This window comes from Micromonospora sp. SYSU B005 (assembly GCF_055362685.1).
This window is the reverse complement of the sequence record NZ_JAXCFU010000006.1, coordinates 46422-62723: the sequence shown is the minus strand read 5'-3', so window position 1 is coordinate 62723 and position 16302 is coordinate 46422. Positions and strand designations below refer to the sequence as shown.

At 70.7% G+C, this 16302-nt stretch carries 15 protein-coding genes and 1 tRNA gene; 12 read left to right on the top strand and 4 right to left on the bottom strand.

Going from position 1 to position 16302, the window contains the following annotated elements; all coding sequences use genetic code 11:
- Nucleotides 1–281: 281 nt before the first annotated feature.
- The gene (locus tag SM452_RS15810; protein WP_463840170.1) at nucleotides 282–2567 is read left to right on the top strand and encodes a rhamnogalacturonan lyase family protein; all 2286 of its coding nucleotides are present in this window, start codon (nucleotides 282–284) and stop codon (nucleotides 2565–2567) included.
- Nucleotides 2568–2734: 167 nt separating this feature from the next.
- Here SM452_RS15810 and SM452_RS15805 read toward each other — a convergent pair whose 3' ends face one another.
- Nucleotides 2735–3730 carry an LLM class flavin-dependent oxidoreductase gene (locus SM452_RS15805; protein ID WP_199733081.1) on the bottom strand — a complete coding sequence of 332 codons (996 nt, stop codon included), beginning with the start codon at nucleotides 3728–3730 and terminating at the stop codon, nucleotides 2735–2737.
- Between the two features lie 61 nt (nucleotides 3731–3791).
- Nucleotides 3792–4271: an Lrp/AsnC family transcriptional regulator gene (locus SM452_RS15800; protein ID WP_262014655.1), complete on the bottom strand. Its 480-nt coding sequence runs from the start codon at nucleotides 4269–4271 to the stop codon at nucleotides 3792–3794.
- Between the two features lie 83 nt (nucleotides 4272–4354).
- Here SM452_RS15800 and SM452_RS15795 point away from each other — a divergent pair, with 83 nt between their 5' ends.
- On the top strand, nucleotides 4355–5530 hold the full coding sequence (locus tag SM452_RS15795) for a trans-sulfuration enzyme family protein (RefSeq protein ID WP_355509078.1): 1176 nt from the start codon (nucleotides 4355–4357) through the stop codon (nucleotides 5528–5530).
- Nucleotides 5531–5566: 36 nt separating this feature from the next.
- Here SM452_RS15795 and SM452_RS15790 read toward each other — a convergent pair whose 3' ends face one another.
- Together SM452_RS15790 and SM452_RS15785 are read right to left on the bottom strand one after the other, a co-directional pair.
- A complete protein-coding gene (locus tag SM452_RS15790; RefSeq protein WP_355509080.1) occupies nucleotides 5567–6250 on the bottom strand; it encodes a transcriptional regulator in 684 nt (227 codons plus the stop codon).
- Between the two features lie 98 nt (nucleotides 6251–6348).
- A tRNA-Leu gene (locus SM452_RS15785) sits at nucleotides 6349–6431 on the bottom strand.
- An 81-nt stretch (nucleotides 6432–6512) separates the two neighbouring features.
- On the opposite strand from SM452_RS15785, the gene SM452_RS15780 reads away from it, so the two are divergent.
- The 10 genes from SM452_RS15780 to SM452_RS15735 all read left to right on the top strand — a co-directional run bounded on the left by SM452_RS15780 (nucleotide 6513) and on the right by SM452_RS15735 (nucleotide 16271).
- On the top strand, nucleotides 6513–7133 hold the full coding sequence (locus SM452_RS15780; protein WP_194801284.1) for an ANTAR domain-containing response regulator: 621 nt from the start codon (nucleotides 6513–6515) through the stop codon (nucleotides 7131–7133).
- Between the two features lie 37 nt (nucleotides 7134–7170).
- Nucleotides 7171–8388 (top strand): hypothetical protein, encoded by a 1218-nt coding sequence (locus SM452_RS15775; protein WP_463840169.1) that lies wholly within the window; start codon nucleotides 7171–7173, stop codon nucleotides 8386–8388.
- 257 nt (nucleotides 8389–8645) lie between these two features.
- The gene (locus SM452_RS15770; protein ID WP_463840168.1) at nucleotides 8646–9806 is read left to right on the top strand and encodes a branched-chain amino acid ABC transporter substrate-binding protein; all 1161 of its coding nucleotides are present in this window, start codon (nucleotides 8646–8648) and stop codon (nucleotides 9804–9806) included.
- 105 nt (nucleotides 9807–9911) lie between these two features.
- Nucleotides 9912–10862 carry a branched-chain amino acid ABC transporter permease gene (locus SM452_RS15765; RefSeq protein WP_091420555.1) on the top strand — a complete coding sequence of 317 codons (951 nt, stop codon included), beginning with the start codon at nucleotides 9912–9914 and terminating at the stop codon, nucleotides 10860–10862.
- A complete protein-coding gene (locus SM452_RS15760; protein WP_013475843.1) occupies nucleotides 10859–11998 on the top strand; it encodes a branched-chain amino acid ABC transporter permease in 1140 nt (379 codons plus the stop codon). The genes SM452_RS15765 and SM452_RS15760 overlap by 4 nt, the downstream gene beginning before the upstream one ends.
- On the top strand, nucleotides 11991–12836 hold the full coding sequence (locus tag SM452_RS15755; protein ID WP_121683027.1) for an ABC transporter ATP-binding protein: 846 nt from the start codon (nucleotides 11991–11993) through the stop codon (nucleotides 12834–12836). The genes SM452_RS15760 and SM452_RS15755 overlap by 8 nt, the downstream gene beginning before the upstream one ends.
- A complete protein-coding gene (locus SM452_RS15750) occupies nucleotides 12826–13536 on the top strand; it encodes an ABC transporter ATP-binding protein (RefSeq protein ID WP_349875972.1) in 711 nt (236 codons plus the stop codon). The genes SM452_RS15755 and SM452_RS15750 overlap by 11 nt, the downstream gene beginning before the upstream one ends.
- 32 nt (nucleotides 13537–13568) lie before the next feature.
- Complete coding sequence (locus SM452_RS15745; protein WP_349875973.1) at nucleotides 13569–14474, top strand: ABC transporter substrate-binding protein; 906 nt, start codon at nucleotides 13569–13571, stop codon at nucleotides 14472–14474.
- A 4-nt stretch (nucleotides 14475–14478) separates the two neighbouring features.
- A complete protein-coding gene (locus SM452_RS15740) occupies nucleotides 14479–15465 on the top strand; it encodes an amino acid ABC transporter permease (protein WP_463840167.1) in 987 nt (328 codons plus the stop codon).
- Entirely contained in the window at nucleotides 15462–16271 is an 810-nt protein-coding gene (locus tag SM452_RS15735; RefSeq protein WP_463840166.1) for an amino acid ABC transporter ATP-binding protein, read from the top strand. Before SM452_RS15740 ends, SM452_RS15735 begins: the two co-directional genes overlap by 4 nt.
- Nucleotides 16272–16302: the final 31 nt, after the last annotated feature.

Below are 16302 nucleotides of genomic sequence, written 5' to 3'. Positions count from 1 at the left end.
CGCCCGCCGCCCGCGACTCTGCCGTGCCGCCGACCCGCCATGCCGCCGTCCGGCCGCGCCCCGCCGGCCGCCACTGCGCCGGGATGGGGTGGAGGGTGCGTGCGACGTGCGCGGTGAGCCGGGCGCTTGTGGGGGTGTCCAGCGGTGACCTAGGCTGACGGAGCGCGGAGCCGAATCACCGACGTCGATGTGTTGACGTCGCTCGTCGCGTCAGGGCACGTTCCGCCGGTCCGGGCAGGCCGGCGCTCGCCCCGTGCCTGACCTCCGCGAAAGGCATCCCCGTGCACCTCATTACCCCCCGCCGCCGGATCGCGCTGCTCGCCGCGGCTTCGGCGGTCACCCTGTCGGCCGGCGCGCTCACCACGATGACCGCTGCGGCGGCGGCCGCCGCCTGCCGGGTCGACTACCGGATCACCAACCAGTGGAGCGGCGGCTTCGGCGCCGACGTGACAGTGACGAACCTCGGCGACCCGGTCAACGGCTGGACCCTCGGCTGGAGCTTCGCCGCCGGCCAGCAGGTCGTCCAGGCGTGGAACGCGACGGTCAGCCAGTCCGGCGCGCAGGTGAGCGCCCGCGACGCCGGCTACAACGCGGCCATCGGCACCGGCGGCACCGCGAACTTCGGCTTCAACGGCTCGTGGAACGACGCGTCGAACCCGGTTCCGGCCGCGTTCACGCTCAACGGCACCGCCTGCACCGGCGCGCCGTCCACCAGCGCGCCGCCGACGACCCCGCCACCGACGACCCCGCCACCGTCCACCACACCTCCGCCCACGACCCCGCCGCCGACCACACCTCCGCCCACCACGCCGCCGGCCGGCGCGAAGCAGATGGAGGACCTCGACCGAGGGCTGATCAGCGTCCGCTCCGGCAGCGGGAACCTGGTCTCCTGGCGGCTGCTCGGCACCGAGACCACCGGGGTTTCGTTCAACCTGTACCGGGGCGGCACCAAGGTCAACGGCAGCCCGATCACCGGCGCCACCACGTACCTGGACAGCGGCGCGGCGGCCGGATCGGCGTACACCGTGCGGGCCGTGGTGAACGGCGCCGAGCAGGCGGCGTCCGCCCCGGCGCTCCAGTTCGCCAACGGTTACCTGGACGTGCCGATCCAGCCCCCGCCCGGCGGCACCACCCCGTCGGGGGAGGGGTACAGCTACGCGGCGAACGACGCGAGCGTCGGTGACCTCGACGGCGACGGCCGCTACGAGTTCGTGCTCAAGTGGGACCCGTCGAACGCCAAGGACAACTCGCAGTCCGGCTACACCGGCAACGTCTACGTCGACGCGTACACGCTCACCGGCACCCGGCTGTGGCGCGTCGACCTGGGCCGCAACATCCGCGCCGGCGCCCACTACACCCAGTTCCAGGTGTACGACTACGACGGCGACGGGGACGGGGAGGTGGCCATGAAGACCGCCGACGGCACCCGCTCCGGCACCGGCCAGGTGATCGGGAACGGCTCGGCCGACCATCGCAACTCCAGCGGCTACGTGCTCGCCGGCCCGGAGTACCTGACCATGTTCGACGGCCGCACCGGCGCCGCGCTGTCCACTGTCGACTACGACCCGCCGCGCGGCACCGTCTCCTCCTGGGGCGACTCGTACGGCAACCGGGTCGACCGGTTCCTCGCCGGCACCGCGTACCTGGACGGGCAGCGCCCGTCGCTGATCATGGCGCGCGGCTACTACACCAGGGCCGTCGTCGCGGCCTGGGACTTCCGCGACGGCACGCTGCGCAAGCGCTGGACGTTCGACTCGAACGCGTCCGGCAACGGCACCGCCGCCGGCCAGGGCAACCACCAGCTCTCCGTGGCCGACGTGGACAACGACGGACGCCAGGAGATCGTGTACGGCGCCGCCACCATCGACGACAACGGCCGGCTGCTGTACTCCACCGGCAACGGCCACGGCGACGCGCTGCACGTCGGCGACCTCGACCCGTCCCGCTCCGGCCTGGAGGTGTTCAAGGTCGACGAGGACGGCAGCAAGCCCAGTTCCTGGATGGCCGACGCGCGCACCGGGCAGATCATCTGGCAGACCGCGCCGAGCGGCGACAACGGCCGCGGCGTCTCCGGCGACGTCTGGGCGGGTAGCCCGGGTGCCGAGTCCTGGTCGTCGGCGGTCGACGGGCTGCTCAACACCCGGGGCCAGAACGTCGGGCGCAAGCCGTCGTCGGCGAACTTCCTGATCTGGTGGGACGGCGACCCGGTCCGGGAACTGCTCGACGCCACGAAGATCGACAAGTACGGCACCGGCGGCGAGACCCGGCTGCTCATCGGCAGCGGCGTCGCCTCGAACAACGGCACCAAGTCCACCCCGGCGCTCTCGGCGGACCTGCTCGGTGACTGGCGGGAGGAGGTCGTGTGGCGCACCTCCGACAGCACCGCGCTCCGGATCTACAGCACGCCGGTGACCACGGGTCTGCGCCTGCCGACGCTGATGCACGACCCGCAGTACCGGGTGGCAGTGGCCTGGCAGAACACCGCCTACAACCAGCCGCCGCACCCGGGCTTCCACCTGGGCGACGGCATGAGCACCCCACCCGCGCCGAACATCTACCTGCGCTGAAACGGCAGGCACCGGGTCGCCGGCCGCGGAATCCGCTCCGCCGGCGACCCGGTGCACCACACCGCAGCATTCCCGACCCGTCCCGACCGGGAATGCCGTACCACCACCGGGGACAAAGTTATGCGTCCCACGCGACGGTGCGGTGACGTGGCTATGAAGAGCGTGTTTCAGCCCTCCCGGCGCAGCCCGCCCGCCACCTTCTCGGCGATCAGCTCGAACGAGCGGACCCGGTCCGCCACGTCATAGACCATCGTGGTGAGCATCAGCTCGTCCGCGCCGGTGCGCTCCAGCAACTCACCGAGCTGCCGGGCCACCGTCTCCGGCGAGCCGGTCGCCTGGCCGTCGCGGCGCTGGGCGACGAACTCCCGCTCGAACTCCGAGTACGGGTACGCCGCCGCCTCCTCCGGCGTGACCAGCGGCTCCGGCCGCCCCGACCGCAGCTTCAGGAACGACAGCCCGGCCGGCCCGGCCAGCCATTCGGCCCGCTCGTCGGTCTCCGCGCAGACCGCGTTCACCGCCACCATCGCGTACGGCCGGTCCAGCCACTGCGACGGCCGGAAGTTCTGCCGGTAGAGCTGCAACGCCGGGATCGTGTTCTGCGAGCTGAAGTGGTGCGCGAACGAGAACGGCAGCCCCAGCAGGCCGGCCAGCTGCGCGCTGAACCCGCTGGACCCGAGCAGCCACACCTGCGGCGACTGGCCGCGGCCCGGTGTCGCGGTGATCGGGCCCGGCTCGGCGCCGGAGAAGTAGTTCATCAGGTCGGCCAGCTCACGCGGGAAGTGCTCCGCGGACAGGCCCTCCATGGTGCGGCGCAACGCCAGGGCGGTCACCTGGTCGGTGCCCGGAGCCCGGCCGATGCCCAGGTCGATCCGGCCCGGGTGCAGCGCCTCCAGGGTGCCGAACTGCTCGGCCACCACCAGCGGCGCGTGGTTGGGCAGCATCACCCCGCCCGAACCGAGCCGGATCGTGCTGGTGTTCGCCGCCAGGTGCGCGAGCAGCACCGCCGGCGCGGAACTCGCGATCGCGGGCATGTTGTGGTGCTCGGCCACCCAGAACCGGCGGTAGCCCAGCTCCTCGGTGCGGCGGGCCAGCTCCGTGGTGTACCGCAGCGCCTCACCGGCACTGCCGGTCGCCGCCACCGGGGCAAGATCAAGAACAGACATGGGTACGTCGATCACAGGGAGGTGCAACAGGCGACGTGCCGGAATTGTTCCGCCGGGTGCGCTACCCCATACCCCGGGCCTGCTCGAAGATCAGGCTGGTCTGCGTGTGCTGCACCGCCGGATCGACTGCGAGATGATCGAGGACGAAGTCCCGCAGCGCGTCCCCGGAGGCGGCCCGCACGTGCAGCACGTAGTCCTCCGCGCCCGCCACGTGGAACACCGACACCACCCCTGGTAGCCGCACCGACCGGGCCCGGAACGCGTCCACGGCGGCCCGCTCGTGCGCCGTCAGCCGCACCGACACCAGCGCCTGCAACGGCAGACCCACCGCCGCCGGGTCCACCTCGGCGTGGAACCCGCGGATCGCCCCGCACTCCCGCAGCGCCCGGGTACGCGTCAGACACGTCGACGGCGCCACCCCCACCCGCTCGGCCAGCGCGTTGTTCGGCAGCCGGCCGTCCGCAGTCAGCTCGGTGAGGATCGCGCGGTCGATGTCGTCCAGGCCGGCGAACGGCCGTACATCATTCGGTGCGGCAGGCATGTGACCATCCTTCACCGAATCACCACCGAGCGAAAGCGCGATTTCCAGAATCTTGTTCGCTGCTATTGCCTCCCACTGTCGTCATGTTCGACGCTTCCGGCATGACTTCCGTGGACACCGCAGCCGTACACGCCGGGCGCGCCGACCTCGCCGGGCTCGGCGTCCACGTCCCGCCGATCGACCTGTCCACCACCAACCCGCTGCCCTCGGTGGCCGGCGGTGGAGACGACTACGAGACGCTCGCCACCGGCGGCACCCTTCCAGCCGGCGGCAGCGCCGTCTACCAGCGCCTCTGGAACCCCACAGTGGCCCGGTTCGAGACCGCGCTCGCCCAGCTCGAAGGCACCGCCGAAGCCGTCGCGTTCGCCAGCGGCATGGCCGCGCTCACCGCCACCCTGCTCGCCGCCACCCGCGACGGCAAGCGGCACGTCGTCGCCGTGCGCCCCCTCTACGGCGGCACCGACCACGTCCTCGCCACGGGCCTGCTCGGCACCGAGGTCACCTGGGCCACCACCGCCGACGTGGCCGCCGCGATCCGCCCCGACACCGCCATCGTGGTGGTCGAGACGCCGGCGAACCCCAGCCTCGACCTGGTCGACATCGCCGCGCTCGCCGAGGCCGCCGGTGACGTCCCGCTGCTCGTCGACAACACCGTCGCCACCCCGGTGCTCCAGCAGCCCGCCCGCCACGGCGCCGCGCTCGTGCTGCACAGCGCCACCAAGAGCATCGGCGGCCACGGCGACGTCCTCGCCGGCGTCGTCGCCTGCGGACCCGAGTGGGCCGCCCGGCTGCGCCAGGTCCGTGCCGTCACCGGCGCCGTCCTGCACCCGCTCGGCGCGTACCTGCTGCACCGCGGCATCCAGACCCTCCCGCTGCGCGTCCGCGCCCAGCAGGCCGGCGCGGCGAAGCTCGCCGCCTGGCTCGCCGGGCACCCCGCCGTCGAGCGCGTCCACCACCCGTCGCTGCACGACCCGGCCGGGCTGGTCGGCCGCCAGATGTCCGGCACCGGCAGCCTGCTCGCCTTCGAGGTACGCGGCGGCGCGCCCGCCGCGGCCGAGGTCGCCGGCGCCTGCGAGCTGATCACCCACGCCGTGTCGCTCGGCGGCGTCGACACGCTGATCCAGCACCCGGCCTCGCTCACCCACCGGCCAGTCGAGGGCGACGCGAAGCCCTGCGGCGGGCTGCTGCGCGTCTCGGTGGGCCTGGAGGACCCGGAGGACCTGCGGGCGGATCTCGCACGGGCGCTGTCGCGGATCTGACGCCGCCCGGCCGCTGTCCCGCGCGCCGTCGCCGGGTCACGACTTCGGGCCCACATGCCGGTCGAGGGCGGCGACCGCCTCCCGGCGGGCGACTGACAGGGACCACGGCAGATTCATCCGCCACGCGATGCCGAGCAGGTCGAGGGACCACTGGCACAGCGCCATGATGTCGGTGGAGCGGTTGGAGAACATGTAGCGGGGATAGACGTATTCCTTCCCGCGAACGACGACCCGGTTGGTGAAGCGGCAGCCGTCGGAGTGGAAGAGGCCCCGCAGGAAGTCGCCCGGGTGGGCCTCGACGATGCTCCGCTGCCAGGCGGCCAGGACGATCGGGCGCTCGTGTTTCTTGCCCGGTCCGTGCTGGGGGAACAGGCACGGCCAGTGGAGTGCTGTGCTCTGTATGGCGACACAGCCGCGCTTCTGGATGCGCTGCACCTTGTTGGCCAACACCGCCCGCATCGCTGCGTCGCACTTCTCGATCAGGCTCGGCCAGGCGTCGGCACAGTAGATGCGGAGCACCGGCGTCCGGTCCGTGGTGACCAGGTGTCCGTCACCAAGATAGAGCCCGAGCAGGTAGGCGTAGGAGGCATGGTCGGGTGGGACGTCCGGATTGGGGCGGCACCGGAAGCAGCGGACGGCGCTTCCGAAGATCGCTGGCTCTGGTCGGTCGACGCACCAGTGCCAGACCGTGGTGTAGGGCAGGGACAGGCTGCGGGCCACCGAACGGATGTTGTGACCCTGGGCGCGAAGGGCGCGGGCTCGTGCCCGCATTTCGGGAGGATGCACAGCAGCATCCTCGAACACATGTATGACAAGAGTGCCGGGAGCGGGATTCGAACCCGCAAGCCCTTTCGGGCAGAAGTGTTTGAGACTTCCGTGTATGCCGTTCCACCATCCCGGCGGGGTGCGGTAACTGTACCCGACTAGGCTCATGCGGGAGCATGTGTGGTGACCGTGCCGGGATCGATGGTGGGAGTGGCTCGTGGGCGAGATGCAGGCGGACGCCGAGCGCAAGCGCGTTCTGATCGCCGAGGACGAGGCGCTCATCCGGCTGGACCTGGCCGAGATGCTTGTCGAAGAGGGCTACGAGGTGGTCGGCGAGGCCGGTGACGGCGAGACCGCCGTCAAGCTCGCCGAGGAGCTCAAGCCGGATCTGGTCATCCTCGACATCAAGATGCCGATCATGGACGGGCTGGCCGCCGCCGAGCGGATCGCCGGCGCGCGCATCGCCCCGGTGATCATCCTGACCGCGTTCAGCCAGCGTGACCTGGTGGAGCGGGCGCGGGCGGCGGGCGCGATGGCGTACCTGGTCAAGCCGTTCCAGAAGAGCGACCTGGTGCCGGCGGTGGAGATCGCGCTGTCCCGCTACTCGGAGATCGCCGCGCTGGAGTCGGAGGTGGCCGGCCTCACCGACCGGCTGGAGATCCGCAAGACCGTGGAGCGCGCCAAGGGCGCGCTGATGACCACGTACGGCATGACCGAGCCGCAGGCGTTCAAGTGGATCCAGCGCACCGCGATGGACCACCGGATGACCATGAAGGAGGTCGCCGAGCGGATTCTCGCCGAGACCGCCGGCGGCGAGGTGGAGCAGCCCACGCCCTGACCTGCCCGGGAGGCGTCCGATCGATAGGATCGGATGCATGTCATCCCCGCGCGTCCGGCCGGCCCTCGTCGCCGCTGCCGCCGCGCTGCTCCTGGCGGCCTGTCACGCCACCCCGCGACCGCTGCCCGAGCCCGCTCCGGTACGCCCGCAGTGGCAGCCCGTCGAGCTGGCCCTTCCCGCCGGCGCCAGTGGACGTCCGGTGCTGCGTGACGCCGCGCGGTGCGCCGGCCGGTGGTACGTGGTGGGCGGGCTGGTCGATCCGGCGGGGGAGACCCGACCGGCGGCGTGGTCCTCATCGGACGGCGTGACCTGGTCGCCGGTTCCGGTGCGCGCGCAGACGTTCTACGGCCGTCAGCACGTGCTCTACGCGGTGGCGTGCCGCGACGACGGGATGGCGGCGCTGGGCGCGAAGACCGGTGGCGTGCACGGCAATCCGCGTACCGGGACGTGGGTGTGGCGTCCGGGCGGGCCGTTGCGGGAGGTGCCGGCGGCGTTCGAGCTGTTCGGCGGCCCGCGCGCGGTGAGCGCGTCGCGGCTGGCGGCCGGGCCGGGCGGCTGGCTGGTGGCCGGGGCGCGCGCGGACGGCGCGGCGGTGTGGTCGTCGCCGGACGCCGAGGGGTTCGTCCTGCGCGAGGGCGTCGCGGAGCTGGCCGGCGACGGCCGGGGCCGGACGGCGGCGTACGACGTGGCGGCGGTGGGGTCGGGCTGGCTGGTGGTGGGGTCGTTGCTGCCGCCCGGCGGGACGGCCCGGGCGCCGCTCGCGTGGTTCTCGGCCGACGGCCGGGTGTGGCGGCGGGTGGTCCTGCCGGTGCCGGCGGGGGCGGCCGGGGCGGCCGAGCGGGTGGTGTCGCCCGACGGCGGGCCGGTGGCGGTCGGCCCGGTGGGTGACCGCTTCGCGGTGTGGCGCGGGTGCGACGACTGCGGTTCGCCGTCCGCCGGTTCGGCGGGTGCGGCGCAGGGGTGGCGGCGGGTCGGCGGGTTCGGCTCGGCGGGCCCCGGGGTGTCGTCGGTGGACGCGCTCGCGGCGTCCGGTGGGCGGCTCGTCGCGGTGACCGGGGACGGGGCTCAGCGACGGCTCTGGATGTCGCGTGACGGCGGCGGGTCGTGGCTTCCGGTGATCACGCCGGTGCCGGTGCCGGACGGGGGCGACGCGGCGCTGGCGGTGGCGGTCCGCGACGACCGTCTGCTCGTGGTCGCCGATGACGGGAAAACGTCCCGTGCCTGGTGGGGGGCGTTGCCAACCGTCGATCGGTAGCGGGTGGGGAGGGTATGGCTCGTTACCGAGGAATAGTCGGCGAAAGCCTTTGCCCGCCTTCGGTTCTTACGCCGATGGGCTTGAATCCGCCACGGCGTGTAACGGTTCGGTCAACCCCGCTTTCCAGGTCTTACGCCACCGCTCACGGTGGGATAACGTCCCGCCCCAGACCGGCGACGACGGTCTTGGTTCGTCCACCCCGCAAGGGCCAATCAGCGGCGGGTGGTTCGGATCATGGACGGAGGAGGGTTCGGGCCTTGAGGCAGAAGCTCGCACGCGTGATCGGCGGGGTCGCCATGCTGGCGCTCGTCGCCGGTGGCACCGCTTGTTCCAGCGGCAGCGACGATGAGGGTTCCGGGGGCAGCGCCTGCGGGAGCAAGATCGCTTTCTTCGGCGCGCTGACCGGAAGCTCGGCCGCGCTGGGCATCAACGAGAAGAACGGCGTCAAGCTGGCCGTCGACAAGTACAACAAGGAGAACGCGGACTGCAAGGTCGAGCTCGCCGAGCTCGACTCGCAGGGCAGCCCGGACCAGGCGCCGGGTCTGGCCCAGAAGGCGATCGACGACACCAAGATCCTGGGTGTCGTGGGTCCGGCCTACTCGGGCGAGTCCGAGGCCGCCGGCCCGCTGTTCAACGAGGCCGGTCTGGTCACCATCACCCCCTCCGCGACCCGTCCCAGCCTCGCCGAGCAGGGCTGGAAGACCTTCTTCCGCGCGGTCGGCAACGACCTGAGCCAGGGCCCCGCCGCCGGTACCTACATCAAGAACGTGATGAAGGCCGACCGGGTCTACGTCATCGACGACCAGTCCGCGTACGGCGCCGGCCTGGCCGACGAGGTCAAGAAGGTCCTCGGCGCCTCGGTCGTGGGCAGCGACAAGGTCCAGGGCGAGGGCAAGCAGGTCGAGTTCTCCGGTGTGGTCACCAAGGTCAAGGCCGCCAACGTCAAGGCGGTCTTCTACGGCGGCTACTACCAGGAGGCCGGCCTGATCCGTAAGCAGCTCACCGCTGCCGGCGTCACCGCCCCGCTGGTCGCCGGTGACGGCGTGAACGACGGTGCGTACATCACCTCCGCCGGTGCCGCCGCTGCCGAGGGCACCATCCTCACCTGCCCCTGCGCTCCGTCCACCGAGGCCCGCGGCACCTTCGCCGCCGACTTCAAGGCGCTCAACGGCACCGAGCCGGGCACCTACAGCGACACCGCCTACGACGCGGCGAACATCCTGCTGGCGGGCATCAAGGCCGGCAAGAGCACCCGTGCCGACCTGCTGGAGTTCGTGAAGGGCTACAGCGGCGAGGGCGTTGCCGCCAGCTACAAGTTCGTCGAGGGCGGCGAGCTCGACCCGGCGCAGGTCAAGGTCTGGGCGTTCAAGGTGCAGGGCGGCAAGGTCGTCCCGGACCAGGAGATCCCCAAGTCCTGATCGTTCGATCGCTGGACTGGCGATTGAGTAGTGATCGCGGGTGCGGCCGGGAGCTGGCTCCCGGCCGCACCCTCTTTTTCTCTTGAGCGACGGAGCGTCCCTCCCTTGGACTTCGACGGATTGTTCTCCAACTTCGGGGAACTCACCACGACCGGCTTGACGCAGGGCGCCATCTACGCCCTGGTCGCGCTCGGCTACACGCTCGTGTACGGCGTGCTAAGGCTCATCAACTTCGCCCACTCCGAGGTCTTCATCGCCGGCGCGTTCGCCGCGATCTGGACCTGGAACGGCTTCGGACTCGACCAGAACTCGCAGGTCAGCGGCATCGGCTCGATCCTGTTCTACCTGCTGGTGGCGATGATCGTGGCGGCCATCGCCTCAGCGGGCACCGCCACGGTGATCGAACGGGTCGCGTACCGGCCGCTGCGCAAGCGCAACGCGCCGCCGCTGGCGTTCCTCATCACCGCCATCGGTGCCTCGATCGCCATCTCGGAGGCGTTCGGCGTCTACACCCGGCGCCGGCCGGAGGGCGCGCCCATCCTGGTCAGCTCCGAGCCGCTGTTCCACATCGCCGGGGTGCCGATCGACGCGGTGCAGCTGCTCACGATCGGCTCCGCGCTGGTGATGATGTTCGCGCTGGACCAGTTCATCAACCGCAGCCGTACCGGCCGCGGCATCCGGGCGGTGGCCCAGGACGCCAACACGGCGGCCCTGATGGGCGTCAACAAGGACCGCATCATCCTGATGGTCTTCATCGCCGGTGGCACCATGGCCGGCGTCGCGGGCCTGCTGTACGACGTGCGGATCCAGACGCTCACCTACAGCGTCGGCTTCCTGCTGGGCCTCAAGGCGTTCACCGCGGCGGTGCTCGGCGGTATCGGCAACCTGCGCGGCGCGCTCGTCGGCGGGTTGCTGCTCGGCGTCGTGGAGAACTACGCCGCGGGCCTGTTCGGCAGTCAGTGGAAGGACTTCGCCGCGTTCGCGGTGCTGGTCGTGCTGCTGATGTTCCGGCCGACCGGTCTGCTCGGCGAATCACTGGGGAGGGCACGCGCATGACGACCACCATCGACCCGCCGGAGCGGCGGGAGACGGCGGCGGACAAGCTGCGGCAGGGCCGGCACGCGATCTCGGAGCGCTGGCACCACGCGCCGCGCTGGGTGCGCTGGGTGCTGCTGGTCGCGGTCATCGCGTTCTTCTACGCGCTGCCGAACAAGGAGTTCTACCAGTACCTCGGGCCGATCCCGACGCCCGGCGCGAACTTCACCCAGGTGATGTTCACGGTCTCGATCTACGTGCTGCTGGCGGTCGGGCTCAACATCGTGGTGGGCTTCGCCGGTCTGCTCGACCTCGGCTACTTCGGCTTCTTCGCCGTCGGCGCGTACACGGTCGCGGTGCTGACCTCGCCGAGCAGCGACATCAAGACGCTGTGGCCGTGGCTGCTGGTGGTGCCGATCGCGATCGCCCTGACCATGGTCTCCGGCGTCATGCTCGGTACGCCGACGCTGCGTCTGCGCGGCGACTACCTGGCGCTGGTGACGCTCGGCTTCGCCGAGATGATCCGGATCGCGGCGGTCAGCTCCGAGTTCCTCAAGGGACAGCGCGGCTTCAACCAGATCCCGCACCCGCCCGGCCAGTACGCCGACGGCCGGCCGTGGTTCGGCGTGCTCGACGCCCGCCCGTACTACTGGCTGGTGCTCACGCTGATCATCCTGGTGGTGATCGGGGTGCGGAACCTGACCCACAGCCGGGTCGGCCGGGCCTGGATCTCGATCCGCGAGGACGAGGACGCCGCCCAGCTCATGGGCGTGCCGACGTTCAAGTTCAAGCTGTGGGCGTTCGCCTCCGGCGCGGCCATCGCCGGCCTGGCCGGCGCACTGTTCGCCGGTAAGCAGAACTTCGTCAACTCGCAGAACTTCGAGCTGCTCAACTCGATCATCATCCTGGCCGCTGTCATCTTCGGGGGCTCGGGCAACATCGTCGGCGCGATCGTCGGCGGTGGCCTGGTGGCGTACATGATCGAGCGGTTCCGTGGCATCGAGCTGTTCGGCGTGGAGCTGTACGAGTACCGGTTCCTCTTCTTCGGTCTGGTGCTCGTGGTGATGATGATCTTCCGGCCGCAGGGCCTGATCCCGAACCGGCGACGAGCGGCGGAGTTCAAGGACCGCCGCAAGGAGGTGATCGTCGGTGAGTGACACCGAGCAGAACCCGAAGGTTCCGGTCCAGGCGGCGGCCCCCGCCGTCGAGGCGGTCGACAAGCGGGAGCCGTTGCTGGAGGTCGACCACGTCACGCTGCGCTTCGGCGGCGTGGTGGCCCTCAACGACGTGGACTTCACCCTCTACAAGGGTGAGATCCTCGGTCTGATCGGCCCGAACGGCGCCGGCAAGACCACCTGCTTCAACGCGATGACCGGCATCTACCAGCCCACCGAGGGGCAGATCCGGTTCCTGGGCCAGAAGATCAGTGGCAAGAAGCGCCACCAGATCACCCGGATGGGCATGGCCCGTACGTTCCAGAACATCCGTCTCTTCCCGGAGATGACCGCGCTGGAGAACGTCCAGGTCGGCGCGGACGCGCACCACAAGACCAGCGTGATCTCCGCCCTGCTGCGGCTGCCGCGGCACTGGAAGGAGGAGCGCGAGGGCCGGGAGAAGGCCGAGCGCCTGCTGGAGTTCGTCGGCATCCGCAACCGGATGCACGAGTTCGCCCGCAACCTGTCCTACGGCGAGCAGCGGCGGTTGGAGATCGCCCGCGCGCTGGCCACCGACCCGAAGCTGCTCTGCCTGGACGAGCCGGCCGCCGGCTTCAACCCGGCGGAGAAGGAGGAGCTGCTCCAGCTCATCCGGCAGATCCGGGACCAGGGCGTGACGGTGCTGCTGATCGAGCACGACATGCGCCTGGTGATGGGCGTGACCGACCGGATCGTGGTCCTGGAGTTCGGAAAGAAGATCGCCGAAGGGCTGCCCGCCGAGGTGCGGGACAACCCGAAGGTGGTCGCGGCGTACCTGGGGGTGCCGGACGATGCTGCTTGAGATCGAGGACGTGAGCCTGCTCTACGGGCGGATCCAGGCGCTGCACGGCATCAGCCTGACCGTGGACGAGGGGGAGATCGTCGCGCTGATCGGCGCGAACGGCGCCGGCAAGTCCACCACCATGCGGGCGATCTCCGGCATCCGGCCGGTCGCCTCCGGCAAGATCAAGTTCGCCGGTGAGGACATCACCAAGCTCCGGGCCGACCTGCGGGTCCGGCGCGGGCTGTGCCAGGCGCCCGAGGGCCGGGGCATCTTCCCCGGCATGTCGGTGCTGGAGAACCTGGACATGGGCGCGTACACCCGGCGGGACAAGGCCGGCATCGCGCAGGATCTCGCCCGGGTGCTGGACCTGTTCCCGCGGCTGGCCGAGCGGCGCAAGCAGGCCGGCGGCACGCTCTCCGGCGGCGAGCAGCAGATGCTCGCTGTCGGCCGGGCGCTGATGAGCCGGCCGAAGCTGCTGCTGCTCGACGAGCCGTCGATGGGTCTCGCGCCGATGCTGATCCAGCAGATCTTCACGATCATCACGGAGATCAACCAGCAGGGCACCACCATCCTGCTGGTGGAGCAGAACGCCCAGCAGGCGCTGGCGCGCGCCCACCGGGCGTACGTGCTGGAGACCGGCCGGATCGTCAAGAGCGGTTCCGGCACGGACCTGCTGCACGACCCCTCGGTCAAAGAGGCCTACCTCGGCGTGGCCTGACCGGCCGACCCCTCGCAATAAGGAGTACAGCCATGTTCCACCCCAACCCCGGACGGCGGGCGGCGCTCGGCGTCGCCGGTGCGGCCGTCCTGCTGCTCTCCCTCGCCGCGTGCGGCGAGGAGGAAAGCACCGACCAGCCCGGTGGCGGCCCCAGCGTCTCGTCGTCGGTCGACGCCGCGCTGGCCGCGAAGGTTCCGGACGCGATCAAGTCGGACGGCAAGATCGTGGTGGGCACCGACTCCACCTACGCCCCGGCGGAGTTCCTGGACACCGACGGTAAGACCGTGATCGGCTTTGACGTCGAGCTGTTCACTGCGGTGGCGGCCAAGCTGGGCCTCAAGGCGGAGTTCGTCTCGGCGCCGTTCGGCGACATCATCAACGGCGTCAACTCGGGCAAGTACGAGGCGGGCGTCTCGTCGTTCACCATCAACGACGACCGCAAGGCCCAGTCGAACATGGTCAGCTACTTCCAGGTCGGCACCCAGTGGGTGACCAAGAAGGGCAACCCGGCCGGGGTCGCGCTGGACAACGCCTGCGGCAAGAACATCGCGGTGCAGAAGGACACGGTCCAGGTCGAGGACATCCAGAAGCGGTCCAAGGCGTGCACCGACGCCGGCAAGCCGGCGATCACCGTCGACCAGTTCCCGGGTCAGGACGCCGCCACCGCCGCCGTCGTGTCCGGCAAGGACGACGCCATGCTCGCCGACTACCCGGTCGGCGTGTACGCGGTGACGAAGTCCAACGACGCCCTGGAGCTGCTGGACAAGCAGTACGAGGCGGCGCCGTACGGCTACGTGCTGGCCAAGGAGCAGACGCAGCTCGCGGAGGCGGTGCGGGACGCCACCAAGGCCGTGATCGCCGACGGCTCGTACAAGCAGGTACTGGACAAGTGGAAGGTGGGAGACGGCGCGATCACGGACCCCGCGATCAACCCGTGACGACATGACCACCGAGGAAGCGACAACCGCACGGGCACGGCCGGAACCGATCAAGGCCGTGCCCGTGCGGCACCCCGGACGATGGGTCGCGGTGGCGGTACTCTCCGTCCTGGCCGCGATGTTCGTCCACCTGCTGGTGACCAACGAGGCCTTCAACTGGTCCTTCATGGTCGGCAGAATGTTCCGGCCGCCGATCATCGAGGGCCTGCTGCGCGGCACCGTGCTGATGACCGTCAGCGCGATGCTCATCGGCGTCACGCTCGGCGTGGTGATCGCCGTGATGCGGCTGTCGGACAATCCGATCCTGCGCGGCGTGGCCTGGCTCTACACCTGGTTCTTCCGGGCCGTGCCCCGGCTGGTGCTGCTGGCCGTTTTCGGCAACATCGGCATCCTGTGGAGCCGGGTCGAGTTCGGGGTGCCGTTCGACACCCAGATCGGTCAGCTGTTCGGCATCGACAACCTGCAACTGCGGCTGTTCGGGTTCTCCTCCCGCGACATCCTCACCGGGTTCATGGCCGGTCTGCTCGGCCTCGCGCTCTCCGAGGCCGCGTACATGGCGGAGATCGTCCGGGCCGGCATCCAGTCGGTCGACCCCGGCCAGACCGAGGCCGCCCAGGCACTCGGCCTGAGCCGTGCCCAGTTGCTGCGCCGGGTGGTGCTGCCGCAGGCGATGCGGGTGATCATCCCGCCGACCGGCAACGAGACGATCGCCATGCTCAAGGACACGTCCCTGCTGCTCTACGTGCCGGTGAGCGTGGAGCTGTTCTTCCAGCTCGACGCCGTCGGCAAACGGACGTTCCAGATCTTTCCGATGTACGTCGCGGCCTGCCTCTGGTACCTGTTCCTGACCAGCATCCTGCTGGTCGGCCAGTACTACCTGGAACGCCACTTCGGCAAGGGCTACGGCGTGACCGGCCGGGCCCGGCTGAGGTTGCGGACGCTGGCCGCCGAAACCGGTGGCGGCGGTAACGCGGGGACGGGGGCACCATGAGCGAGCTGATCGTGCCCGCGCAGGCCACCGCGCCGGCTGCCGAGTCCGGGCTGATGGTGCGGGCCGAGCAGGTGCACAAGTCGTTCGGGCCGCTGGAGGTGCTCAAGGGCATCGACCTGGAGGTCCGCTCCGGCGAGGTGTGCTGCCTGCTCGGGCCCTCCGGCTCCGGCAAGTCGACGTTCCTGCGCTGCATCAACCACCTGGAGAAGATCGACGCCGGCCGGATCTGGGTCGACGGCGACCTGATCGGCTACCGGGAGCGCGGCGGCAAGCTGTACGAGATGCGCGACAAGGACGTCGCCGCGCAGCGCCGCGCCATCGGCATGGTGTTCCAGCGGTTCAACCTGTTCCCGCACATGACGGTGCTGCAGAACGTCATGGAGGCGCCGGTGCTGCTGCGCCAGGCGAAGAAGGCGCAGGCCCGGGAGCACGCCGCGCAACTGCTGGACCGGGTGGGACTGGGCGACAAGCTCGGCGCGTACCCCGGTCAGCTCTCCGGCGGCCAGCAGCAGCGGGTGGCGATCGCCCGGGCGCTGGCCATGCGGCCGAAGCTGATGCTGTTCGACGAGCCGACCAGCGCGCTCGACCCGGAGCTGGTGGGCGAGGTGCTGGACACGATGAAGGACCTGGCCCGCGACGGTATGACGATGATCGTGGTGACCCACGAGATCGGCTTCGCCCGCGAGGTCGGCGACCACCTCGTGTTCATGGACGGCGGCGTCGTGGTCGAGCAGGGCGACCCGCGCGAGGTGATCTCGGCGCCGCAGCACGAGCGGACCAAGGCGTTCCTGGCCAAGGTTCTCTGACCTCGGCCTCCGGTGCGGCGCGCGCCGCACC

Excerpts from the sequence above, each read along its gene's own strand:
- SM452_RS15805 (WP_199733081.1), bottom strand. The coding sequence starts at position 3,730 with ATGTCTGTTCTTGATCTTGCCCCGGTGGCGGCGACCGGCAGTGCCGGT.
- SM452_RS15800 (WP_262014655.1), bottom strand. The coding sequence starts at position 4,271 with ATGCCTGCCGCACCGAATGATGTACGGCCGTTCGCCGGCCTGGACGAC.
- SM452_RS15795 (WP_355509078.1), top strand. The coding sequence starts at position 4,355 with ATGTTCGACGCTTCCGGCATGACTTCCGTGGACACCGCAGCCGTACAC.
- SM452_RS15775 (WP_463840169.1), top strand. The coding sequence starts at position 7,171 with ATGTCATCCCCGCGCGTCCGGCCGGCCCTCGTCGCCGCTGCCGCCGCG.
- SM452_RS15760 (WP_013475843.1), top strand. The coding sequence starts at position 10,859 with ATGACGACCACCATCGACCCGCCGGAGCGGCGGGAGACGGCGGCGGAC.
- SM452_RS15750 (WP_349875972.1), top strand. The coding sequence starts at position 12,826 with ATGCTGCTTGAGATCGAGGACGTGAGCCTGCTCTACGGGCGGATCCAG.
- SM452_RS15745 (WP_349875973.1), top strand. The coding sequence starts at position 13,569 with ATGTTCCACCCCAACCCCGGACGGCGGGCGGCGCTCGGCGTCGCCGGT.
- SM452_RS15740 (WP_463840167.1), top strand. The coding sequence starts at position 14,479 with ATGACCACCGAGGAAGCGACAACCGCACGGGCACGGCCGGAACCGATC.
- SM452_RS15735 (WP_463840166.1), top strand. The coding sequence starts at position 15,462 with ATGAGCGAGCTGATCGTGCCCGCGCAGGCCACCGCGCCGGCTGCCGAG.